A 23218-nucleotide genomic window follows, 5' to 3' on the forward strand; every position below is an offset into this window, starting at 1 on the left:
ATGTGATGAACGAAGGTGTGGACACGCGAATCCAGTTCCAAGAACTGGAGGGGATGGATGCCCCCAGCTGGGAGAGCTTCTATCAGGGCGCGATCAGTGCGCTGGTGCTGATAGGGATCGGCGCTGCCGCTGCGACGTGACCCGGTCGAGCGGACAAGAAGAGATGGGAGGGAGGTGAGTATGCACGCAGCAATGCCGACCCTCGAGTTCACCGAACTCGAGGCCATGGAGGCGCCGGATGACGCCCTTGATTGGACCCGCGGATTCGCCGTCGGCGTGATCATCGGAATCATCGCCCTGACATAGGAGTCGCCTTCGCAAGGCGTACCGAGGAGGTAGGAAATGCAGACGGAGTCGCTCGAGTTCGTGGAGCTCGAACACATCGATGCACCACTCGAATGGTGGGAGCACGCGAGCTACATCATCGCCATCATCGGCGGTGCGGCCGCGATCGCGACCTGACCGAAGGGGTGCGGGTGGCTCACGCGCCCGCACCCCGTTTCCCCCACTGAGAGGTGATGCGTGAATGTCCAGTTCTCTTACTGAAACCGTGGCGGCGAGGCTCCGCATGGTCGGAGCGGTGCCGAGGGAGCAGGATCTGTATTCGGGTGCCGGCACCGATTTCTATGATCGGCTGGTCGGACCCGACCGTGCGGAGATCCGAGAGATGCTCGCGCTCGCGAGAGAGGCCGAGGGACCGATCCTCGATGTCGCGGCGGGGAGTGGGAGATTGACCGTTCCGCTGGTGAGATCGGGCAAGCGGGTGACCGCGATCGATCTTTCCGACGACATGCTCTCCCGTCTTCGTCGAACGCTGCCGGACCACACGATGTTGGAGTGCGTCGTCGGGGACATGCGCGACTTCTCGCTGCCGCAGCGGTTCGGGCTCGTGATCATCGGAGCGACCTCCATCACGTTGCTCGACAGCGCGGGCAGGTCACTCCTCTACGCGAGTGTGCGACGTCACCTCGCGGCGCGCGGCGTCTTCGCCTTCACGGTTGCCGGAGCCGCCTCCGCAGAGAGCTTCTCGGTGTCGAGAGACCGCGAGATCGAGGTCCCCGGTCCCGACGGCACGGAGCGCTATCTGTTCTCTCAGCAGGTGGAAGAGCATGGCGCGGCGCGGGTGGTCAACTGGGTTCGCGTCGCCGACCTGGCGGAGGGCGGCGAAGTGACAGTGCTCACGAGCCGTCTGAGAGTGCTCGACCACGAAATCCTTTCGCGAGAGCTCGTCGACGCGGGATTCGCCGCTCCTGCCGTCTCACCAGTGCGGACGCTCGGTGGAGAGGACATCATTCTGCTCACCACGACGTGGGCGGGTTACTCGGAGGCGACGGATGACGATGCGTCCCGGTAGCCTCTCTCGACGCCGACAGCCTCGGTCAGTGGACGATGTGCTCGCTGCCGACTCGTGCCCCCTCCTCGCCTCCGGCGTCGACTTCGAACAGGCGGCCGAAGACGGGACATGGATCGCGATGCTGCACGGAGTGCCCTCATCGAGGGTCTCTCGGGCTGTCGTCGACCTGCTGCGAGCGATGGACGGCGAAACCGCACTTCACGATCTGCACCGGCGCTTCGCCCCTTCCGAGTCGTTGGAGCACTTCCTGCACCTGGCCCAGCGATTTCGCGCCTGCGGGCTCCTCGAGGGCGACAGGAAGCTCCCACCCGGCCGAGTGGTCTATCGGCCCCCATTCACTCTGCAGATCGCGACGCTTCGCGCACCTGCCATCTTCGGTCGTCTCGAGCGACTGGTCGTCCGGCTCTCACGCCGAGCAGTTCTGGTGTCGGTTGCGATTCTGGTGGGCCTGGGACTCCTCGCCGCATCCGCTCAGGCAGACGAGCTGTGGGCCGCCCTCACCACGCCGGTGCCGCTCGTCGCCCTGGTGTGTCTCGTCGCGGCACTCTCGCTCATGACTCTGCTCCACGAGAGTGCTCACGGCGTCACCCTCACGAGGTTCGGCGGCAGACCCCGAAGGGCGGGCTTCATGCTCTTCTACCTCAGCCCGGCATTCTTCGTGGACGTGACGGACGGATGGCGGCTCCCGGAACGCCGGCAGCGCGTCGCCATCGCGCTGGCCGGGCCTGCGGTGCACGCGGTCGTCGGCGCGATCGCGCTCATCGTCGCGCTCGTGCTCTCGCAGCCCGTGCTCCACCAGACCGCGCTGCTCCTCGCCGTCTCGTGCGGCGCCATCGTCCTCATCAATCTGATCCCCTTCGTGCGGTTCGACGGGTACATCGCGCTCATGAGTGCTCTGGACGAGCCGAACCTGAGGGATCGGGCGATCGGCGATGGCTCGGACTTCCTGGCCGGTCTGCTGTTCGGAGGCCGGCGGAGGATCAAGCGCCTCGACAGATGGTGGAGCGTGCCGTTCGGTCTCGCGTGCCTCACCACCCCGGTCGTGCTGGTGGTGTTCGCCGTCGCCCGCATAGCCCGAGCGCTCGCGGGCGGCGGACCGATCCTCGGTGTACTCGTCGTCGCTCTCGAATCGGTCGTCGCGCTCGTCGGCGTCGTGATTCTCGTCAGCGCCCTGCGCCGCGTGCTTCGGAGCGGTGTTTCGCGGCTCCGATTCGGGGCCGTCGTCACCGCGCTCGTCGCGAGCATCGTGATCGCCGGTGCCGTGATCCCCGTGCCCGTCACAGCGACCTTCGGGTTCACCGCTCGCGGTGACCGCGTGGTCCTCCTGCACGCCGGCGAGACCGGCGACGCAGTCGAGGCGGACGTGCCCGATGATGCGCCTGTGACCCTGGTGAGCAACGGCATCCTCGCGAATGAGCAGGTCGGAGAAGGAACGGTCAGGTCGCGGCGAACGGAGCCGACGAGGGCGCCGCTCGAGGCGCTGTTCCCGATCACGTCGGACGGTGCGACGGTCTCCGCCGTGATCATCGCCGAGGTGGACGTGTCAGAGGAGAGCGGCTCCCTGCCTGCGACGGGGCAGGCGCGAGTCGAACTCGGTGTGAGAAGTCTGTGGCAGACGCTCTGGGCGACCGGAGTGGCGATGCCACTGTCATCTCTTCAGAGCGGAGAGGTGGGAAAGGAATGAAGATGAACGATCACGCGATCGAGGTCCGAGGACTCACGAAGAGGTACGGAGATCGGGCCGCGGTCGAAGAACTGTCGTTCGCTGTGCCGTACGGGTCGATCGTCGGCCTTCTGGGGCCCAACGGCGCGGGCAAGTCGACGACTCTGCGAACGATCGTCGGCCTGCTGAAGCCGACGATCGGCGACAGCCTCATCGACGGCATGCCGTTCTCCGCGCTCGACAATCCGGCATCTCATGTCGGCGTCCACATGGACGGCTTCGGCTTCGAGGGCGGTATCACCGCCCGGCGTCATCTGGAGATCTGCCGGCTCGCGGCGGGCGCCCCTCGTGGACGAGTCGACGAGGTGCTCGAGGAGGTCGGGCTCGCGGCGGATGCCCGTCGGCGAGTGAAGACCTTCTCGACGGGGATGACCCAGCGACTCGGGCTGGCCGCTGCCCTCATCGGCTCGCCCCGGACACTCATCCTGGACGAGCCGGCCAACGGGCTCGATCCCGACGGCATCCGCTGGCTTCGCAGGTTCCTGCGCGGCTATTCGGAGCGCGGCGGCACCGTCCTGATCGCCAGTCACCAGCTCGCCGAGCTGGAACAGGTCGTGGACGAGGTGGTCGTCATCAAGCGGCGCGCTCTCTTCGCCGGAAGGCTCGGCGACCTCGTCTCGAGCGACGCCGACTCGCTCGAGAGCAAGTACTTCGATCTCGTTGAAGGAGCATCCGCATGAAGGAAACCGTCCGAAGCGAGGCCCTCCGCTCGGTGAGCGGCTCGTCCATCCTGGCGGTCTACCTCGTGGCCGTCCTGATGCCCGTCTTCGTGCTGTTCTCGGACGGCTCGCGATTCGACCTCGCCGGCGTCGATCCTGCCGTGGCCACGGCCCTGCTTCTGGAGCCGCTCGCCTGGTCGGCCATCTCCGCGGCGTTCGTGGGCGCCTACGGCGTCACCCGCGAGTGCTACTACGGCTCGATGGACAGAACGCTCACCGGGGCCGGTTTCCCTCGCGCCTTCTCGGGAAAGATCGTCGCCGGAGCCGTCGTCGCGGTCGCGCTGTCGGTCTGCATCTTCGTGGTCTGGACGGTGGGAGTCTCTGTCCTCCTCACTCAGAACGGATCGACGCTCGCGCTCACCGGCGGCGCATGGCGTATCTACGCGGGTGCGCTCGTCGGTGTGGTGCTCGGCGCATTCATCGGAGGGGCGATCGGCTGGATCACCAGGAACTACTACGTGACCGCGGCGATCATCCTGGTCCTTCCGATGGTCGTGGAGTTCGCGCTGCTGCGCACTGCGCCGGAGCTGGCGAAGTTCTCACCCGGTTTGGTCCTGGCCGCGCTGGGCGTTCCCGGATACCAGGACCGACTGCTCGAGTTCGTGCCCGCCCTCTGCCTCGCCCTCGCGTGGGCGGCCGGTCTGGTCGCCGCCGCATGGGGCATGGGGCGAAGGAAGGTCGCGTGATCGGCCGGGCCCTCCGAGCTCACGCCCGCAGCTTCGCGGGCGATGTCGTGCTGTTCTGGGTGGCGGTGGCCGGGTTCGTGCTGTCGCTTTCGGTGGCGACGAACGTCCCACCGGAACTCGCAGATGCACCCGCCGACGTCCGAGCCGCTCTCACGGCGCCGTACGAAGCGGTGCTCGCGACGTACGGAGCGGTCCTCGCGGCGGCCTACGGTTCTTTCCGATACACCGTCGACCGACGAGACGGTGTCGTCGCTCAGCGTCTGATGCTGCAGCCTCGGTGGGCGACTCTGCTCGTCAGGGTGCCCGCCTCCGCCCTCGGCGGAGCGATCGTCGCTCTGGTCGGAGCCGTCGGCGGACACGTCGCGCTGACTGTGGCCATGGGTGGTCCTCCGCTGGAGTGGGCGTCGGTCGGGTCCGCTCTGGGCCTCGGCGCGCTGGCAGGGCTCTGGGGCATGGGAGTGGGAGTCGTCGTGCAGGCCCATCTCGTCGCCCTGTTCGTGGCTCCGATGTCGATGAGCGTGGCGGTCCTCGTGGCGATCTTCTGGGGACCCGGCGCGGTGTACCTTCCTCTCCTCTCGATGCTCGAAGCGCTGCGGTTCGACGTCTCCGCGCTGGGAATCCCGCCGAACGAGGGGATCGACAGCTCCACGGCTGTGCTGGTGACGGCCGCCTGGGTGCTGGGGGCGCTCGTCGCTGCGGGACTGTCGTTCATGAACCGCGATGTGTAGCAGCCTCGGGCCACCTCAGCGAGGGCGGACAGTCAGCTGGCCGACGTAAAATCGCTGGGTGGCAACACCCAAGATCGTCCTCTTCTATGTGTTCACCCCGCTCGCCGATCCGGACGCGATCCGGGTGTGGCAGCGTGACCTCGGCGAAGCCCTCGGGCTGCGCGGCCGGCTCCTGATCTCGAAGGACGGAGTCAACGGCACGCTCGGCGGTGATCTGCCGGCGCTCAAGAAGTGGGCGCGGTCGTTCCGGTCGTACGCTCCTTTCGCTCACGCGGACATCAAATGGAGCGAGGACACCGGCGTCGACGCCGACGGCCGCAGCGTCGACTTTCCGAAACTCAGCGTCAAGGTGCGTGACGAGATCGTGTCGTTCGGAGCGCCGGGCGAGCTGCGCGTCGATGAGCACGGCGTCGTCGGAGGCGGCACCCGGCTGACACCCGAAGAACTGCACGAGCTGATGGGGGAGCGCGGCGACGACGTCGTCTTCTTCGACGGCCGCAACGCGCTCGAAGCGCAGATCGGCCGCTTCCGCGGAGCCGTCGTTCCCGATACCGAGACCACGCGCGACTTCGTGCAGCTGCTCGACTCCGGGGCGTACGACGATCTCAAGGGCAAGCCGGTCGTCACCTACTGCACAGGCGGCATCCGCTGCGAGGTGCTCTCGAGCCTGATGACCGCGCGCGGGTTCGGCGAGGTGTACCAGCTCGAAGGCGGCATCGTGCGCTACGGCGAGCAGTACGGCGATGACGGCTTGTGGGAGGGCTCGCTCTACGTGTTCGACAAGCGCGGATCCGTCGACTTCTCCGACCACGCGGCAGTCATCGGCGAGTGCGCCGGATGCGGCACCGCGACCAAGCGGACCGCGAACTGTCCCGATCTGTCGTGCCGCACCCAGTTCGTGGTCTGCGAATCCTGCGAAGCCGTGCGCTGCGAACTGCACGCGGCCTGACGCCGTCCGCGTCCGCCAAGGCCAAGGGCGCGACGTGCGGGGACGAGACGATCTCAGGTGAGCAGCAGCACGTCGGTGCGTCGGCTCGCGAAGAGCGATCGCGGAATCAGGAACGCGCGCAGCCTCGTCCATCTGTCGACGCTGCGGCGCAGCTGAGCCGTCACCTCGACGAGGGCGGCGTCGAGATCTCGCGTGGCACCGGCCGAGGGGCGGGCATAGCTGGCCTGCTCGACCGCGGCGACGAGCACCCGCACGGCCTCGGCATCCGCGTGGCTGTCTTTGACGAGATCGTCGCCGCGCATGCGCGGCGTCTCGGCATCCGACAACGGCACGCGGAGATCCTGCATGGTCGCCCGCAGCTCGGTCCAGGCCGCCCCCGCGTCGCCGCGTCGTGCGCGCCCGCGTCGGGCCACGCGCAGTGCGAGACGGGCGAGTGCGGGCAGCAGCAGCACCACCAGCACGCCGAGCGTCGTCAGCACGACAGGGGTGGGGTCCAATCGCCGGAGCTCTGTGGCCGCCCCGGCGTTGTCGCCCGCGTCTTCGCGCTCGAGCTCCGGCCCCGAGGTCTGCTCGGTGCTGGGGGCGGCCGTTGGAGCCGGCGTCGCAGCGCCGCCCGCACCGCCGCCTTCGGTCGCCGCAGCGCTGAAGGCCGTCGGAACCCCGAGCGAGGCAGTCGGCTCGAAGGGTACCCATCCGACGCCGGGGAAGAGCACCTCGGGCCACGAGTGCAGCTGGTCGCTGGAGACCGAGTACACCGCTTCATCGTCGCCGCGGGTGGTCTCGGTCAGCGCACCCGGGAGATAGCCGACGACGATGCGCACCTCCATGTCGAGGCTCTCCGCCATGAGCGCGAAAGCGCCGGCGAAGTGGATGCAGTATCCCGACCGCACATCGAGGAACCGCGCGACCGCGTCAGCGCCGGTGCCGTCGAAGCCCTCATCGACCGGGGTCTCCAGCGAGTAGGCGAACTGACTCCGGAACCACGACTGCAGCGCGATGAGCCGGTCGTAGTCGTTCGTGGCGTCAGCGGTGACGTCGGCGGCCGTCTCACCGATCACCTCAGGCAGTTCGACGGGTTCCGTGTCGGGATCGACGATCGGCGCAGCGGCGGGGAGCCCGCGGATCTGCTCGAGAGTCGGCGACACCTCGAGCGACCGCACCGTGTAGTCGTTGCCGACGGCATCGGCAGTGCGAGATGCGAGAGTGCGGTTCTCGGGACTCACGCGCCAGGTCGAGGGGAGTCCCTGCACGCTCGTGGCGGGGTAGGGCACCGGAAGCCACGAGCTCGACATCCGGATCACCCTGATGGAGGTGTTCTGGTCGGTGGTCTCGATGTCGTCTGTCCACTCGGCGGGGCCGAATCCCTCGCTCTGCGCCTGCAGGTCGCCGCGATCCGGCTCCCAGACTCGGCCGTCGAACGCCGACAGCGTCGTGAGCCGCAGGTAGGGAGCCGTGTCCGCCGTCGTCGCCAGTGTGAGCACCTCGACGGGGTTCGGCTGCCGCAGGTCATCGCCGAGCCGCAGCGACGCGTCGACCGTGACGCCCGTGCCTGTGCCCGCGAGACTCGCCGAGACGGGCAGGGCCGGTGCGATGATCACGGTCGCCGCCAGCGCAGCGACGCCGACGCCCGCGGCGACCGCCGTGGACGTGCGTCGGGGTGATTCAGGGTTCTGTGCCGCCGTATACCGCAGCAGGACGAGGATCAGGATGCCGAGCATCACGAACCAGACGACGTTGACCCCGCCGAGGGTGATGATCATCGGCATGGACCCCACGACCGCCGTGAGCAGGCTGGCGAGGATCGCTCCGCGCTGCGCGACCAGCTGGTCGAGCAGGATGGCGACGACCCCGAAGCCGACGCCCATCACGGCTTCGAGTCCGGGGGACGCGGCGAGCGGCGCAGAGCCGAAGGCTATCTCCTCCCAGGCCGAAGCTCCGAGCGCCTGGAACGTGAAGAAGGTCGCCTCGGTGGGGATGAGGCCGAACACCGCGGTGTCGCCGGCCACGAGCAGGATCACGGCGCCCATCACCGCCAGGATCTGGACGGCGATGGTGACGAGGTCGCGCGCCCAGGCCGCACGACCGCGCATCAGAGTGCGCGATGCCATACCTGCGAGCGCGGTGACGACGATCACCGCAAGAACGGCGAACGACCAGCTGCCCGGTTCGATGACCGACGTGAACGGCCACACCGCGACGAGCCCGGCGGCCGCGGCCAGCACCGACGGCACGACCGTGCCGACGGGCAGCTCGTGCTCACGGTGCCAAGACAGGCGGGATCCGCGCTCGGCCTTCCGCTCAGCTCGTGACATCGGTCGCTCCCCGTTGCTCGGCGGTGCCGCCGATGCGGTCGGGCAGCACGTCCTCCCACGCCTCTGCGACATCGTCGCCCAGTCGCGCGAAGCGCCAGCCGTGCCGTTCGGCTGCCGCTGCGGCCCCGCGGTGCGGCGCGGTCGCGAACAGCATCGGGGCCGCAGCGCCCGAGGGACGCAGCAGAGCGGCATCCTCTTCGTCGATCTCGCCGGTGATGTAGACGAGCGGGCCCGGAGGGGTGCCGCCGACCAGGGTCGTGATGTCGCGGGCATCGCCGCGAGGGCCGACCAGTGCGAGGGCGACGAGCAGACCGTCGCGGTCGTCTTCGTGACCGCGCAGGGTGCCCAGCAGAGCTCCGCTGCTGTCGATCACGTCGACGCCGTATCCCTCCTGCACGAGGTGCACGGCGACGGAGGCGCACATCGACACGGCGGTCTCGAAGGCCGGATCCTCGTCGGCTCCGGGGCGTGCCCAGCGTGCGGCGCTGCGGTCGAGGATCACGAGCGCGTCGGGGCTCGACTCCTCTTCTTCCTGGCGCACCATCAGCTGCCCGCGATGCGCGGTCGCCCGCCAGTGGATGCGACGCATCGAGTCGCCGGGGATGTAGCGGCGCGGCGACAGGTTGTCGCTGCCCTGTCCGAGTCGGCTCGACGAGGTGTGCGCGGTGCCGCCTGCGGCGCCGACCTTGACGGTCAGCGGTGCGAGTGTGAACACCTCGGGCACGACCGTCACGGAGCGGGTCTCACCGAACGCCTGCTCGCGCTGGGCGAGGCCGAAGGGGTCGACCGTGCGCAGCACCAGCGGCCCGATCGGCCAGACACCGCGTCGCACACCGGTGATCAGGTAACTCAGCTGCCCGGTCTCCGACGGGTACTCGCCGGCCGAGTCGCCGGTGACCGCAGACGGGAGCACATCGCGCCAGAGCCCTCGCGGCACCCGCAGGGCGCGCAGAGTGAAGCGCAGTGTGACGCGAGACGTCTCCGACACCGTCAGCAGGTCGGTCGAGACCTGACGCGTGACCGAACCGGCGCGGCGGGGCAGTCGCACGACCAGCACCGAGAAGACGGTCAGAGCGAGAAGGAGGACGCCGATGTAGAGGAGGATCGGCGCGCCGACCATGTTCGCCGCTATCAGGCAGCCGAGACCGGAGAGGAGCGCACCCGTGCCCCGAAGGGTGAGGGTTCGACGGTGGGGCATGGCGAGCGAAGGATCAGGAGCGAGCGGTCACGGGCACCCGCACGCGCTCGACGATCTGTCGCAGGGCCGCCTCGACGGGCTGAGCTCCGGCACGGTGCGCTCCGCGGGCGGGAAGGAGGCGGTGCGCGAGCACAGGGATGATCAGTGCCGTCACGTCGTCGGGGATCACGAAGTCGCGTCCGTCGAGCGCCGCCCACACCTTCGCGGCCCGGATCAGCTGCAGAGTCGCCCTCGGACTCGCACCCAGGTGCAGGTTGGGGTCTGCGCGGGTCGCCTGGGCGAGAGCGACCGTGTACTCCTCGAGAGCCGGGGCGACGTGCACGGAACGGGCCCAGGCGATCAACCCCGAGATCGACGCCGCGTTCGCGACGGCTCTCACCGCGGCGAGCGGGTTCACGGTGTCGCGCTGACGGAGCATGAGGGCTTCGGCGGCCGCGTCGGGGTAGCCCATCGAGATGCGCATCATGAAGCGGTCGCGCTGTGCTTCGGGCAGCGCGTAGGTGCCCTCCATCTCGAGAGGGTTCTGGGTCGCCACGACCAGGAACGGGTCGGGGAGCATGTGCGTCGATCCGTCGACGGTCACCTGCCCCTCTTCCATGGCTTCGAGCAGTGCCGACTGCGTCTTGGGCGACGATCGGTTGATCTCGTCGGCGATCACGATGTGCGCGAACACCGCGCCGCGCTTGAACTCGAACTCCCGATCGACGGGGTTGTATACGCTCACACCCGTCACATCGCCGGGAAGGAGATCGGGGGTGAACTGGATGCGGCGGACCGTGGCGTCCACGCTCGCGGCCAGCGCACGTGCCAGCACCGTCTTTCCCACGCCCGGTACGTCCTCGATCAGCAGGTGTCCCTCGGCGAGCAGGCACACCAGCGCGCTCCGCACGGCATCCGGCTTTCCGTCGATCACCCGTCCGACAGACTCGACGATGGCCGACGTCTGCGCGGCGAACTGCTCGGCATTGACGACGGCCGGGGTCAGGGGCGGATTCTCTGGCATGCGTTCCCTCTCGCGTGGGCGCTGCGGTGCGCGTGATCTGATCGTAACCCGGCTGTCTACGGATGGGGTGGGAACCGTCCTCCGGTTCCGCGGCACGGTGCCGTCCGCGGCGCGGACGTCAGCCCCAGACGCGCGCGCGGGGCTCTGCGGCGTCGAGTCTGTCATCGGCGCTGCGAGCGACCCGCAGCAGCGCGAGTACCTGCATCCCGGCGAGTTCGTGCAGCGTGCAGGTGCCGATCAGCGCCTGCCAGTGCTCGCGGAAGCGCTCGGCGTCGCCCCGACGGCGGGCGATCAGCCGAGGCACCGCGAGCAGGGTGCGTCCGGGGGAGAGCCGATCGGCGAGACGTTCGAGCGGACGCAGTCGTGGCAGGCCGGCCGAGTCGATGCGCAGCAGGAAGCGCGGAGTGCGCACCGGCGCGAAGAGTTCTTCGACGGCATCCGCGATCACGCGCGCGTCGGGGGCCGATCCTCCCAGCTCGATGCGGATGCGGGTCGGATCCGCGGCGTCCGGTCGCGCCACGATCGCGGACTCGTCGACGCGTCCGATCCGCTCCGCATCGTGCAGGGTGCGGGCGACGGCGATCGCCGCCGCCCGGTAGATCTCGGCCGGCCGCCGACGGTCGCGCAGCAGCCGGGCGAGCATCCGCAGCGCTGAGACGGTGGCAGCGACGGTGCCACCCCCGAGCGCGAGCGCGGTCCAGAGCAGCGGGGCGACATCGGCCCCCGATGCGATCAGCACGCCGACGAGCCCGCCCACTCCGACCGTTCCGGCGACGAACGCTCCGACAGCCCCGGCGCCGGCTGCCTGCGCAGTGCGCAGCAGAGGTGCGCGCGACGTGCGGCGCACCGCCACGACCTGGCGTTCGCGCGGCTCGTAGCGGTCGCCGATCCGCCACTCGGTCCTGGTGCTGCTGCGGGTCGGCCAGCGTTCGCGCAGCAGCGCGTCGAGATCGCCGATCGAGGTCGACGCGTCCTTGTCGAGCACGCGTTCCCACGCGTCGAAGGCCGCAGTGGGGAGTGCGTGGCCGAGCCCGCTCACGATCCGACCGTCGCCGTCGGCGCTCAGGCCCCACAGATGCGAATGCCGCCGGCGCAGTCGACCCGGCTCGGACGAGTCGTCGAGGTCGACATCCGAGGGGATCAGGCAGACGACCGACCAGTTGTGCGCGACCTTCTCGGGCCAGTCAGGGTCCAGGCGCAGCGTGCGGCCCCGCAACTGCTGTGTTCCTGAGGACGTCGCCACGGTCGTGAGGTCGATGAGGGTGTTGACCGCCGGGCAGTCCCAGCCTTCGCCGAGAAGCCCGCGGGTGCCGACCAGCAGCCGCACGTCGCCGCGGCGGATCAGCTCCGACACCGCGCCGACGATACGTCCGCTTCCGACGCCCCGCACCTCGAGATCGCGCGCGGGGCCGGTGCCCTCTGCGACGTCGACGGGCTCGCCGAGCAGCTCGGCCAGCGCGTCGGCGAGGTCGACCGCATCCTCGGCGCGGACGCGCAGGTGCTGGGCGGTGAGCAGCACGGGCCGCAGCCCTGCGGTGACGTCGTCGACCGAGAGCAGGTCGAACGTACGCAGCGCCCCTGCCGGTGCGTCTCCGGCCAGGCCGCGGTTGTTGCCGTGCTCGACGAAATCGGTGACGACGACGGCGCGGATGCGGTCGCCGTCGGGGCCGTCGAGTTCTCGGCGGAGGATCTCGACGGCGGCATGGTCCTTCGCGGCCGAGAATGCCAGAGTGCTCTCGACCGGGTTGCGGCCTCGACGGATGCCGCGGTCGGTGAGGGCGTACCCGAAGTCGGCGAGAGAGCGGCGCACGTACTCCCACTGTCGTTCGGCAGCGGGGTCGGACAGCAGCCGTGCCTGAGCGAAGCGCGAGAGCACCGTGAGCAGGTCATCGGTGATGCAGCGCTCGAGCAGCACCGGCGGGATCGCGTCGATGAGCGGATGCCGCGGTGCGACCTCGCGCAGCACGACAGCGCAGGAGCGCGTGAGAGCGAAGTCTGCCGAGAACGCGCGGTCGAGGCGGGTGAGCAGGGCCCCGTCGTCGTCATCAGAGGCGTCTGCGGGTTGCAGCTGCTGCTCGAGGTACGACACCGCGTCGGGCGTCGACAGCACCCGGGTGATCATGTCGTGGAGCAGGGCCTCGTGTCGACGGATGAATCCGGCCTCCGCGGGCGTGGGTTCCGTGAACATCACGTGGTCGCGGTAGGGGGCCAGGTGCCCCTCCTTCACCACGGCGGGGGTGGGCACCTCGTAGTCGACCTCGCCGAGCAGCTGGCTGTAGTTCTCGAACTCCGTCTCGTCGTCGGGCGACGGAAGGGTCGCGGTCAGGCCGATCAGCAGGGGCTCGACGCCGCTCTCGCGGATGCGACCGGCGAGGTACGCGACCACGAGGGCCCAGTGGTCGAGCAGATGGTGGCATTCGTCGAGCACGACCGTGCGCACCCCCGCGGCCACGAGTCGATCGATCAGGGCGACGGCGTTGGGATGCAGCACGCGGGCGAGTTCGGCGGGCCGTCGCCTGGCGAAGTGCGAGCGCAGGCGGCGGGAGCGGGTGCGGATGCCGGCGCGATACCTCCCCGGGTTGTCGATCGCGAGTTCGGCGAGCCACGTCGCCGCGTCCGCCTCCGCGCGCCCGCCTGCCGTGAGCTCCTCCACCCACACAGAGCGGGCGAGGTCGTCGAAGGGCGAGCCGTCTCCGGTGACGCTGAGCAGCTGATAGGTCAGCGCCGTGAGATCGCCGATCCTCGCGGAGTCGTCCGAGACGGCCGCGGCCCCCGGCGCCAGTTCCTCCGCGGTGCGCACCCACTGCTGACGGATCGTCACCGTCGGCGACAGCACGAGGGTGCGATGGCTCTCGCGTGCGGCGAGCAGCAGGCCGAGCAGGGTCTTACCGGAACCCGGCGGGGCGAGGATGTGCAGCGGACCCGCTGCTCCCGGTGCGAGACGCTCGAGCACCTCGGCCTGGTAGGTGCGCAGTATGCCCGCAAAACGCCACGTCGACAGGGGAGCGGCGGTGACGGGATCCATGACCTGCCCAGTCTGTCAAAGAGCGGGTGCAGACATCGGCTAGACTTGTCGACGGCTCTCCGCGTGGCGGCATCCAGGCCAATTCCCCCAGGGCGGAAACGCAGCAAGGGTAACCGGGCTCTGCTGGGTGCGCGGAGAGTCACTTTCTTTTTGTCAGCGTCCTCCGGGTCAGTCCTGACAGGATCGTGACGTGACAAGGCCAGATGTGATCAGCACCGCCGATTCCCCGCGATCCAGTGCTCTCGGCCGTTTCGCAGCGCCTCTCCTTCTGGTCGCCCTGATGTGGGCCGTGCAGCTCGTCGATGCGGTCCTCCCCGGCTCCTTCACCGGCTTCGGGCTCCGCTCGTGGGATCTCTCGGGCCTCGGCGGCATCGTCGTCGGTCCTCTTCTGCATGCGGATTGGGCGCACCTGATCGGCAACACCGTGCCTCTTCTCGTGCTCGGCTGCCTCGTCGCAGTCGAGGGCGCGCGCAGGTTCTGGGCCGTCACCGCGTTCGCCGCCGTGATCGGCGGACTCGGCACATGGCTCGTGAACGCACCCGGGGCGTTGACGGTCGGGGCGTCAGGCCTCGTCTTCGGATACTTCGGATACACCGTCATGCGGGTCTTCGCGCCGGGGAGGGTCGCACACCGCGTGCTCTATGCGATCGTCGCGCTCATCGTGATCGGCCTCTACGGCGGTTCGATGCTCGCCGGCGTCGTCGGCGTGCGCGAGGGCATCTCGTGGCAGGCGCATCTGTTCGGCGCGATCGGCGGCGGGCTCGCCGCATTCATCGGCAGAGGCCGCACCAAGAGCCGGGACGCATGAGCACGACCCGGAGCACCCGAAGCGCCGCGACTCGAAAGAAGCCGGCAGCCAGAAAGACCGCAGGAAAGAAGACGGCGAGCAGGAAGCCGCCGACCCGTCAGCGGTCGCGCACGCGTCGTGCGTCGCCGCGTCGACGAGCGCAGCGGCGGATTCAGCGCGCGAAGCTGCTGCGTCGCATCGCGCTGTCGGCCGCAGCCGTGATCGTCGTCGCGCTCGCCGCGGTGCTGATCCCGCTGGGGCTCGCTCACGAGAAGCCGCTGGCGATCTGCATCACCGATCCGACCACGTTCCCCGAGTCCGGCGTCGAGGGCTGGCAGGGCGAGCAGCTCGAGAACGCGGCGACCATCATGCAGACGGCGACCGCGCTCGGCTTCGGCCGCGACGGCCAGATCCTCGGGGTGATGACGGCGATGGGCGAGAGCAGCCTGAACAACATCGACTACGGGGACTGGGAGACGAGCGGGTTCACCAACCCGGACGGCAGCCGGACGACGAGCATCGGGCTCTTCCAGCAGCAGCACTGGTGGGGGTCGGCCGAGCAGCGCATGGACCCGGCGACCGCCGCGACGCTGTTCTACGAGCGTCTCGCAAGAGTGCACGACTGGCAGTCGATCGACCAGTCGCTCGCGATCCACCGGGTGCAGATCAACCTCGACCCCACGTACTACACGCGCTACGCGGCGGATGCCACGGCCGTGGTCGACGCTCTCTCCAGGCCCTGCTGAGCGATTTCGCACGGCTGTCAACCCAGCGAGATCATGAGGTCGTGCACCTAGGGTGGAGCTGTGGCGCAGAGCATCTACATCACCTCGGCCGAAGGCCATACCGGTAAGTCGACCATCGCCCTCGGCGTGCTCGATGCGCTCATGCGCGTCACGCCCCGGGTCGGCGTCTACCGCCCGATAGCGCGGTCGGTCACCGAGCGCGACGACGTGCTCGAGCTGCTGCTCGCACACGACGGCGTGCACCTCGACTACGACGACTGCATCGGCGTGACCTACGACGACGTGCGCGACGATCCGGACCGGGCGCTCTCGACGATCGTCGCCCGATTCAAAGCCGTCGAGGCCCAGTGCGACGCCGTGGTCATCATCGGCAGCGACTACACCGATGTCGCCAGCCCGGCGGAGCTCGGATACAACGCTCGGATCGCCGCGAATCTCGCGGCACCCGTGCTGCTCGTGCTCAGCGGTCGTGATCAGCAGCGTCAGGCAGAGCAGCTGGGCACGACCACGGCGCGCACTCCCGCCGCGGTCGGACAGATCGGCGCTCTCGCGCTCTCCGAACTCGAGGTCGAGCGCGCAGAGCTGTTCGCCGTCGTCGTCAATCGCGCCGACCCCGACGCACTCGCCGACATCGAGGCCGCCGTCTCGGCGGTGCGTCCGCAGAAGACCACGCCGGTGTGGGCCATCCCCGAGGACCGCACCCTGGTGGCGCCGTCGATCAACGGCATCCTCGCCGCCGTCGACGGCCGTCTCATCAAGGGCGACCCTGATCGTCTCGGTCGCGAGGCACTGACGATCGTGGTCGCGGGCATGTCGATGGTGAACGTGCTCCCTCGGCTCACGGAGGAGTCGGTCGTGGTGATCCCCGCCGACCGCACCGAGGTGCTGCTGGCGACGCTGCTCGCCGATGCCTCCGGCACCTTCCCGCGGGTCGCCGGCATCATCCTCAACGGCCCCTTCCCGCTGCCGGAGCCGATCGTGCAGCTGCTCGACGGCTTCACCTCGACCGTGCCCATCATCGCGACCGACCTGGGCACCTACGACACCGCGGTGCGGGTGATGGGAGCGCGGGGTCGCATCTCTCCCGAGTCCCGCGGCCGCTACGACCGCGCGTTGGGGCTCTTCCAGACACACGTCGACATCGCCGAGCTCACCACACAGCTGGGGCTCGCCGAGTCGCGCGTCGTGACTCCGCTGATGTTCGAGTACGGACTCATCGAGCGCGCACGCTCCGACCGTCGCCGCATCGTGCTGCCGGAGGGCGATGACGATCGCATCCTCCGTGCGGCCGCCACCCTGCTGGCGCGCGAGGTCGCCGACCTCACGATCCTCGGTGACGAGTCGGCGATCCGGGCCCGCGCGGTCGAGCTGGGGGTCGACATCTCGGCTGCGCAGGTGATCAGCCCGACCGATCCTGAGATGGTCGAGCGCTTCGCGACGGAGTATGCGCGACTGCGTGCGCACAAGGGCATCACGCTGGCCCAGGCGGCCGACACCGTCACCGACGTCTCGTACTTCGGCACGATGATGGTGCACCTCGGGCTCGCTGACGGCATGGTCTCGGGCGCCGCCCACACGACTGCGCACACGATCCGCCCGTCGTTCGAGATCATCAAGACGAAACCGGGGGTCAACGTCGTCTCGAGCGTCTTCCTGATGGCGCTCGCCGATCGTGTGCTCGTCTACGGCGACTGCGCCGTGATCCCCGATCCGACCAGCGAGCAGCTGGCCGACATCGCGATCTCGTCGGCGGCCACCGCGCAGCAGTTCGGCATCGAGCCCCGCATCGCGATGCTCTCGTACTCGACCGGCGAATCCGGGTCGGGGGCCGATGTCGACAAGGTCCGCGCCGCCACCGCGCTCGTGCACGAGCGCGCACCGGAGCTGCTGGTCGAGGGGCCGATCCAGTACGACGCCGCCGCCGACGCCGCGGTGGCGAAGGCGAAGCTCCCCGACTCCGCGGTGGCGGGGCGCGCGACCGTCTTCGTGTTCCCCGACCTCAACACCGGCAACAACACCTACAAGGCCGTGCAGCGATCGGCCGGAGCCGTCGCGATCGGACCCGTGCTGCAGGGACTCAACAAGCCGATCAACGATCTGTCGCGCGGCGCGCTGGTCGACGACATCGTCAACACCGTGGCGATCACGGCCATCCAGGCACAGTCCGAAGGAACGACCGCATGAGCGCCATCCTCGTCATCAACAGCGGGTCGTCGTCGCTCAAGTACAGCCTGATCGACATCGAGAACGAGAACGAGCTCGCGGCGGGCCTCATCGAGCGCATCGGGCAGGATCTCAGTGCGATCCGTCATACGGTCCATCCGGACACCACCGCGGATGCCGTCGTGGCGATGCTCGACGCCTCGTACGAGTCCGAGCGCCCCGTCGCCGATCACGGTGCGGCGTTCACGGTGATGCTCGAGCAGTTCGCCGAGCACGGTCCGCTGCTCGACGAGCATCCTCCGGTCGCGGTCGGGCACCGTGTCGTGCACGGCGGGGCGAGGTTCTATGCGCCGACCCTCGTCACTCAGAACGTCGAGGACCAGATCGAGGAGCTCTCGGTGCTCGCCCCACTGCACAACCCTGCGAACCTCGCCGGCATCGTGGCGGCGAAGGCGGTGTTCTCCGACGTCCCGCACGTCGCGGTGTTCGACACAGCCTTCCATCAGACCCTGCCGCCGGCCGCCTACACCTACGCGATCGACGCCGCGCTCGCCGCCGAGCATCGGGTGCGCCGGTACGGGTTCCACGGCACGAGCCACCAGTTCGTGAGCGAGTCGGCGGCCGCGTTCCTCGACCGCGACCTCAGCACACTGCGGCAGATCGTCTTCCACCTGGGCAACGGGGCATCGGTGACCGCGATCGACGGCGGCCGATCGGTCGAGACGTCGATGGGGCTGACGCCGCTCGAGGGCCTTGTGATGGGAACCCGTTCGGGCGATCTCGACCCCGCGGCGCTGGTGCATCTGTCGCGGAGAGCCGGATACTCGATCGACGATCTCGACGCGCTCCTCAACTCGCGCAGCGGCCTGAAGGGACTCGCCGGGCACAGCGACATGCGCGACATCCTCGCCGGCAGGGATGTCGGAGACGCGGCTGCCACGCTCGCCTTCGACGTCTACATCCACCGGCTGCGCGCCTACGCGGGTTCGTACATCGCCCAGCTCGGCGGAGTCGACGTGATCTCCTTCACCGCGGGGGTCGGCGAGAACGCGGCTGCCGTGCGCGCCGAGGCGATGGCGACGCTCGGATTCGCAGGGGTCGAGATCGATCAGGTGCGCAACGCGGCGCGGCAGCGCGGCATCCGGCGGATCTCCAGCGACGAGTCGAAGGTCGCCGTGCTCGTGGTGCCCACGAACGAAGAGCTCGAGATCGCCAGACAGACCTCTCGAATGCTCTGATCGACACGCCTCGGGGGTTACCGCCCGGCGCCGGGCGCCACTACGCTTGCACAGTGGCACGGAGAGGTGCCGGCAATACCCCTCGTCCTTCTCCTGGAGGCTCCTGTGCCCGAAGCCCTGCCCGATCCGCTCCGCGCCGAAGGCGTCCTGTTCGACCTCGACGGGGTGCTCACGCCGACCGCCGAGGTGCACATGCGCGCCTGGAAGGTCGTGTTCGACGACGTGTTCGCACGCTGGGGCATCACGCCTCCGTACTCGGATGCCGACTACTTCGACTACGTCGACGGCAAGAAGCGCTACGACGGCGTGGCGAGCCTGCTGCGCAGCCGCAATGTCGAGATCCCGTGGGGAGCGGTCGACGACCCGCCCGAGGCCGAGACCATCTGCGGCATCGGCAATCGCAAGAACGCCGCATTCGCCGAGTCCCTGCGGGGCGAGGGCATCGCCCCGTTCCCCGGATCGCTCGCGCTCGTCGAGAAGCTGTCGGCCGCCGGCATCCCGATCGGCGTCGTCTCGAGCTCCAAGAACGCCGAAGAGGTGCTCGCCGCCGCCGGCCTCCGCTCGTTCTTCCGCGTCGTGGTCGACGGCGTCGTCGCCGAACGCGACAACCTCGCCTCGAAGCCCGCCGCCGACATGTTCCGCGCCGGCGCAGTCGCGCTGGGCGTCGATCCCGCTCGCAGCATCGCCGTCGAGGATGCGACCTCGGGCGCGGCCTCCGCGGCCGCCGCGGGGTTCGCGATCGTCGTCGGCGTCGATCGCGGCACCGGAGCCGATGCGCTGCGCGCCGCCGGCGCGACCGTCGTCGTCAGCGATCTCGACGTGTTCGTCGACGCGGCGGCCGACCAGGTCGCCGACCCCGATTCAGAATCCGCCGCTCAGGCCACCCGCTCACACGACGAGGACACCGCATGATCGACCGCGACCGCTTCCCCGTAGACCCCTGGCGACTCATCGAGACGCGATACTCCGAAGACGGAGTGGCCGAGACGCTGTTCGCCGTCGGCAACGGCTACCTCGGACTCAGGGGCAACCACATCGAGGGCCGAGGTGCCCATGAGCACGGCACCTTCATCAACGGTCTGCACGAGACGTGGCCGATCCGGCACGCCGAGCAGGCCTACGGCTTCGCCGAGGTCGGGCAGACGATCGTCAACGCACCCGATGCGAAGGTCATGCGGGTGTATGTCGACGACGAGCCGATCTCGTTCGACGAGGCCGATGTGCGCGAGTACCGTCGCACTCTCGACATGCGCACCGGCGTGCTCGAGCGCACCGTGGTGTGGGAGACGCCGTCGGGCAAGCGCGTGCGCATGCGTGACGAGCGCATCGTCAGCTTCGAGGAGCGTCACCTCGCCGTGCTCCGTCTCGAGGTCGTCGTCGAGAACGCCGACGCCCCCGTCACCGTCAGCTGCCAGATGATCAACCGCCAGGACGGTGCCGGGGTCTACGCGGGCACACCCAACCAGGCGAAGGGCGGATTCGATCCGCGCAAGGCCGAGAAGATCGCCGAGCGCGTGCTCGAGCCCGGGGAGTACTGGCAGGACGGATTGCGCTCGGCGCTGTCGTACAGCGTCGCGGACTCCGGCATGACGGTCGCCGTCGTCGCGGATCACATCATCGAGACCGAGAACGACTACACGTCGCGCACGCTGATCGAGGCCGACATCTCGAAGAACGTGTTCCGTGTGCAGGCGAAGGCCGGAGTGCCCATCACGGTCACCAAGCTCGTCAGCTACCACACGTCCCGAGGCGTGCCGGCCCGCGAGCTCGTCGACCGCTGCCGTCGCTCCCTCGACCGCGTCGCGTTCGAGGGCGTCCAGGCGCAGTTCGACCGGCAGGCCGAGTGGCTCGCCGCCTTCTGGGGCCGCAGCGACGTGCAGATCGGCGGGCATGAAGACATCCAGCAGGCGACCCGCTGGTGCCTCCTGCAGCTCGCTCAGGCCTCGGCGCGCGCCGACGGAACCGGCGTGCCCGCGAAGGGCGTCTCGGGGTCCGGGTACAGCGGCCACTACTTCTGGGACACCGAGATCTATGTGCTCCCGTTCCTCACGTACACGTCGCCGCAGTGGGCGCGCAACGCGCTACGGGCACGAGTGCTCATGCTTCCGGCGGCCCGCCGCAGGGCCGCGCAGCTCAACGAGGCGGGCGCGCTGTTCCCCTGGCGCACGATCAACGGCGAAGAGGCGTCGGCCTACTACGCGGCCGGCACCGCTCAGTACCACATCAACGCCGACGTCAGCTTCGCGCTCGGCAAGTACGTGCGCGCCACCGGTGACGACGACTTCCTGCGACGGGAGGGCATCGACATCGCGATCGAGACGGCTCGCCTGTGGGCCACGCTCGGCTTCTGGCGCACCTCGCGGCTCGTCGCCGACACGAAGGACGACGACGGCATCGAGACCTTCCACATCCACGGTGTGACAGGACCCGACGAGTACACGACGGTCGTGAACGACAACCTGTACACGAACGTCATGGCGCGCTACAACCTGCGCTACGCGGCGAGGGTCGTGCGAGAGGCGCAGGAGGCCAACGGCGAGGAGTTCGCCAGGGTCGTCGAGCGCACCGGCCTCGCGGAGGGCGAGGCGGAGGGATGGGAACGCGCCGCCGACGCGATGTTCATCCCGTTCAGCGAGAGCCTCGGCATCCACCCGCAGGATTCGCTGTTCCTCGAGCGCGAGGTGTGGGATCTCGCCCACACGCCGAAGGAGCAGCGGCCGCTGCTGCTGCACTTCCACCCCCTCGTCATCTACCGGTTCCAGGTGCTCAAGCAGGCGGATGTCGTGCTCGCGCTGTTCCTGCAGGGCAACCACTTCACGCCGGAGGAGAAGAAGGCGGACTTCGACTACTACGACCCGCTGACCACCGGCGACTCGACGCTGTCGGCGGTCGTGCAGTCGATCCTCGCCGCCGAGGTCGGCTACCAGGATCTCGCTCTGCAGTACTTCCGGCAGTCGCTGTTCGTCGACCTCCACGACCTGCACCACAATGCGGCCGACGGTGTGCACGTGGCCTCCGCCGGCGGCGTGTGGACGGCTCTCGTGTGCGGCTTCGGCGGCATGCGCGATTACGCCGGCGAGCTCAGCTTCGACCCGCGGCTGCCTGCCGACTGGCCGTCGCTGTCGTACCCGTTGCAGTGGCAGGGGTCTGCGCTGCAGATCACGCTCACGACGGGCGAGCTGCGCGTCCGCGTGCTCACAGGAGACCCGGTGCCGTTCACCGTGCGCGATGTCGCATACATCGCCTCGGCCGAGGAAGAGGTCGTCGTTCCGCTCGCCGATCAGGGACCGATGATCCCCGGGCGCCCGTCGCTGCGGCAGTTCGCGGACGCCCTTCGCGAAGACGGCACGCGCCTGTCGGCATCCGTCCCGGTGATCACGACCGCTATTCCCATCATCGAGTCGATCGACTGAGGGTGCTGATCACCGCAGCTCTGTTCGGGCTCGCGCCCGCGCTGCTCCTGCTCGTGCTCGCCGTGGTCGAGCGTGCCCGCTCGGTGCAGCGCGTCGCGTCTCCCGGGGCGCGGTTCGCGCCCGCCGAAGGCGCGACCGTGCTGTACGACGCGCTGCTGCTGAACGCGGATCGGAAGGCGGTCGCCGCCGCTCTGATCGATCTGGCCGTGCGCCGCAAGGTGCGGCTGCTCGTCGATGCGGACGCGGTGCCGTCCAGCGGGTCGCGAAAGCGCGCGCCTGTCGGCATGGAGATCGTGGAGGGCGCGACGTTCACGCCCGAGGAGCTCAGCGTCCTCGAGGCGCTGTTCGGTCCGGATCACACCCCGGGGCGGGTGCGACGGTTCAGCTCGGATGCTCGGGCGCTGCACCGCCGAGTTCGCGGCGTCATCGACGAGACGGAGAAGCGACTCGCATCCGCGGGGCTCATCGCCCGGGGGCGACGGGGGTGGGCCACGTTCCTGATCCGCGTCGCCGCAGTGCTGGTGGCCGGGATCTGCCTCCTCCTGCTCATCGCCGCCTGGGCGGTGGGCGAACCGGGTGCTGCGCTCTACGTGGTGCTGATCGCCGGTCTGGTCGCCGCGGTCGCCGCCATCGTGGTCGCACCGAGTCCCTGGCGCCGATTCCACCCGGCCGCGCAGCCGATGCGCGAGCATCTCGCCGGGATGCGCGAATACATCGCCCTCGCCGAGGCGGAGCCGCTGCGGTTCTCGCAATCGGCCGGGGGAGCGGACCTGAGGGCGGACGTCTCTCCTGAAGCCGCGAGCGCACGACTCGAGAGGTTCCTGCTCAACGAGCGGCTGCTGCCGTATGCGGTGCTCTTCGGCCTCGAACGATCGTGGACGGCTGTGCTGCAGACCGAGTCGCGCGAGCTGCGCGTCGCCGAGGGGGTAGGCGACGCCATGGAGGTGGCAGGGGCCGTGATCGACATGATCCAGCTGGTCGGAGGCGTCGTGAATCTGGTGAACGCCGTCGGAGATCTGGTCGACGCGACGGGCGGGGTCGTCGAGGTCGTCGGCGGCGTCTTCGAAGCCGTGTCGTCGTGATTCCTCACCGCACTTCGGCGGCCCGAGCGGCGCGTCGGGGATCACCCGCGCGATCGTCGGCGCCCGGCTGCCAGAACGTCCGTGGCACGCCG

Annotated in this window: 20 protein-coding genes and 1 other RNA gene; 17 read left to right on the forward strand and 4 right to left on the reverse strand. The window is 69.3% G+C overall.

All coding sequences use genetic code 11. From position 1 onward, the window contains the following. Nucleotides 1-5 precede the first annotated feature (5 nt). From mpaA1 to trhO, 9 genes are all read left to right on the forward strand, one after another. Nucleotides 6-140, forward strand: coding sequence for an MpaA1 family daptide-type RiPP (mpaA1, locus tag ACLKOY_RS16040; protein WP_436454522.1), 135 nt, complete (start codon nucleotides 6-8; stop codon nucleotides 138-140). Between the two features lie 40 nt (nucleotides 141-180). Then, complete coding sequence (mpaA2, locus tag ACLKOY_RS16045) at nucleotides 181-306, forward strand: MpaA2 family daptide-type RiPP (protein ID WP_258184265.1); 126 nt, start codon at nucleotides 181-183, stop codon at nucleotides 304-306. A 36-nt stretch (nucleotides 307-342) separates the two neighbouring features. Then, nucleotides 343-462 (forward strand): MpaA3 family daptide-type RiPP, encoded by a 120-nt coding sequence (mpaA3, locus tag ACLKOY_RS16050; protein ID WP_308194315.1) that lies wholly within the window; start codon nucleotides 343-345, stop codon nucleotides 460-462. Between the two features lie 88 nt (nucleotides 463-550). Next, on the forward strand, nucleotides 551-1354 hold the full coding sequence (gene mpaM / locus ACLKOY_RS16055) for a daptide-type RiPP biosynthesis methyltransferase (protein WP_436454523.1): 804 nt from the start codon (nucleotides 551-553) through the stop codon (nucleotides 1352-1354). A gap of 28 nt (nucleotides 1355-1382) precedes the next feature. Further along, nucleotides 1383-3038: a daptide biosynthesis intramembrane metalloprotease gene (mpaP, locus tag ACLKOY_RS16060; protein WP_436454524.1), complete on the forward strand. Its 1656-nt coding sequence runs from the start codon at nucleotides 1383-1385 to the stop codon at nucleotides 3036-3038. 2 nt (nucleotides 3039-3040) lie between these two features. Beyond that, the gene (locus ACLKOY_RS16065; RefSeq protein WP_436454525.1) at nucleotides 3041-3757 is read left to right on the forward strand and encodes an ATP-binding cassette domain-containing protein; all 717 of its coding nucleotides are present in this window, start codon (nucleotides 3041-3043) and stop codon (nucleotides 3755-3757) included. Continuing rightward, nucleotides 3754-4482 (forward strand): ABC transporter permease, encoded by a 729-nt coding sequence (locus ACLKOY_RS16070; RefSeq protein ID WP_436454526.1) that lies wholly within the window; start codon nucleotides 3754-3756, stop codon nucleotides 4480-4482. Before ACLKOY_RS16065 ends, ACLKOY_RS16070 begins: the two co-directional genes overlap by 4 nt. Further along, complete coding sequence (locus ACLKOY_RS16075; protein WP_436454527.1) at nucleotides 4479-5210, forward strand: hypothetical protein; 732 nt, start codon at nucleotides 4479-4481, stop codon at nucleotides 5208-5210. The genes ACLKOY_RS16070 and ACLKOY_RS16075 overlap by 4 nt, the downstream gene beginning before the upstream one ends. 58 nt (nucleotides 5211-5268) lie before the next feature. Beyond that, nucleotides 5269-6159 (forward strand): oxygen-dependent tRNA uridine(34) hydroxylase TrhO, encoded by an 891-nt coding sequence (gene trhO / locus ACLKOY_RS16080; RefSeq protein WP_436454528.1) that lies wholly within the window; start codon nucleotides 5269-5271, stop codon nucleotides 6157-6159. A gap of 53 nt (nucleotides 6160-6212) precedes the next feature. Here trhO and ACLKOY_RS16085 read toward each other — a convergent pair whose 3' ends face one another. The 4 genes from ACLKOY_RS16085 to ACLKOY_RS16100 all read right to left on the reverse strand — a co-directional run bounded on the left by ACLKOY_RS16085 (nucleotide 6213) and on the right by ACLKOY_RS16100 (nucleotide 13697). Beyond that, the gene (locus tag ACLKOY_RS16085) at nucleotides 6213-8471 is read right to left on the reverse strand and encodes a transglutaminaseTgpA domain-containing protein (protein ID WP_436454529.1); all 2259 of its coding nucleotides are present in this window, start codon (nucleotides 8469-8471) and stop codon (nucleotides 6213-6215) included. Then, nucleotides 8458-9669: a DUF58 domain-containing protein gene (locus tag ACLKOY_RS16090; protein WP_436454530.1), complete on the reverse strand. Its 1212-nt coding sequence runs from the start codon at nucleotides 9667-9669 to the stop codon at nucleotides 8458-8460. The genes ACLKOY_RS16085 and ACLKOY_RS16090 overlap by 14 nt, the downstream gene beginning before the upstream one ends. A 13-nt stretch (nucleotides 9670-9682) precedes the next feature. After that, on the reverse strand, nucleotides 9683-10672 hold the full coding sequence (locus ACLKOY_RS16095; protein WP_140037799.1) for an AAA family ATPase: 990 nt from the start codon (nucleotides 10670-10672) through the stop codon (nucleotides 9683-9685). A gap of 118 nt (nucleotides 10673-10790) precedes the next feature. Then, on the reverse strand, nucleotides 10791-13697 hold the full coding sequence (locus tag ACLKOY_RS16100; protein ID WP_436454531.1) for a hypothetical protein: 2907 nt from the start codon (nucleotides 13695-13697) through the stop codon (nucleotides 10791-10793). A 50-nt stretch (nucleotides 13698-13747) separates the two neighbouring features. Here ACLKOY_RS16100 and ffs point away from each other — a divergent pair. The 8 genes from ffs to ACLKOY_RS16140 all read left to right on the forward strand — a co-directional run bounded on the left by ffs (nucleotide 13748) and on the right by ACLKOY_RS16140 (nucleotide 23126). Continuing rightward, nucleotides 13748-13844: signal recognition particle sRNA small type (ffs, locus tag ACLKOY_RS16105), an RNA gene on the forward strand. 43 nt (nucleotides 13845-13887) lie between these two features. Then, nucleotides 13888-14505, forward strand: a complete 618-nt coding sequence (locus ACLKOY_RS16110) for a rhomboid family intramembrane serine protease (RefSeq protein WP_436454532.1) — start codon at nucleotides 13888-13890, stop codon at nucleotides 14503-14505. Beyond that, nucleotides 14502-15230, forward strand: coding sequence for a hypothetical protein (locus tag ACLKOY_RS16115; RefSeq protein WP_436454533.1), 729 nt, complete (start codon nucleotides 14502-14504; stop codon nucleotides 15228-15230). Before ACLKOY_RS16110 ends, ACLKOY_RS16115 begins: the two co-directional genes overlap by 4 nt. A 60-nt stretch (nucleotides 15231-15290) precedes the next feature. Continuing rightward, nucleotides 15291-17414 (forward strand): phosphate acetyltransferase, encoded by a 2124-nt coding sequence (gene pta, locus ACLKOY_RS16120; protein WP_436454535.1) that lies wholly within the window; start codon nucleotides 15291-15293, stop codon nucleotides 17412-17414. After that, nucleotides 17411-18631, forward strand: coding sequence for an acetate/propionate family kinase (locus tag ACLKOY_RS16125; protein WP_436454536.1), 1221 nt, complete (start codon nucleotides 17411-17413; stop codon nucleotides 18629-18631). The genes pta and ACLKOY_RS16125 overlap by 4 nt, the downstream gene beginning before the upstream one ends. Nucleotides 18632-18736: 105 nt before the next feature. Further along, complete coding sequence (locus ACLKOY_RS16130; protein ID WP_436454537.1) at nucleotides 18737-19543, forward strand: HAD family hydrolase; 807 nt, start codon at nucleotides 18737-18739, stop codon at nucleotides 19541-19543. Continuing rightward, nucleotides 19540-22044 carry a glycoside hydrolase family 65 protein gene (locus tag ACLKOY_RS16135; RefSeq protein WP_436454538.1) on the forward strand — a complete coding sequence of 835 codons (2505 nt, stop codon included), beginning with the start codon at nucleotides 19540-19542 and terminating at the stop codon, nucleotides 22042-22044. The genes ACLKOY_RS16130 and ACLKOY_RS16135 overlap by 4 nt, the downstream gene beginning before the upstream one ends. 2 nt (nucleotides 22045-22046) lie before the next feature. Beyond that, a complete protein-coding gene (locus tag ACLKOY_RS16140) occupies nucleotides 22047-23126 on the forward strand; it encodes a DUF2207 family protein (RefSeq protein ID WP_436454539.1) in 1080 nt (359 codons plus the stop codon). Nucleotides 23127-23218 lie beyond the last annotated feature (92 nt).

This window comes from Microbacterium sp. K2 (assembly GCF_051365005.1).
GTDB classification, from domain to species: domain Bacteria; phylum Actinomycetota; class Actinomycetes; order Actinomycetales; family Microbacteriaceae; genus Microbacterium; species Microbacterium foliorum_B.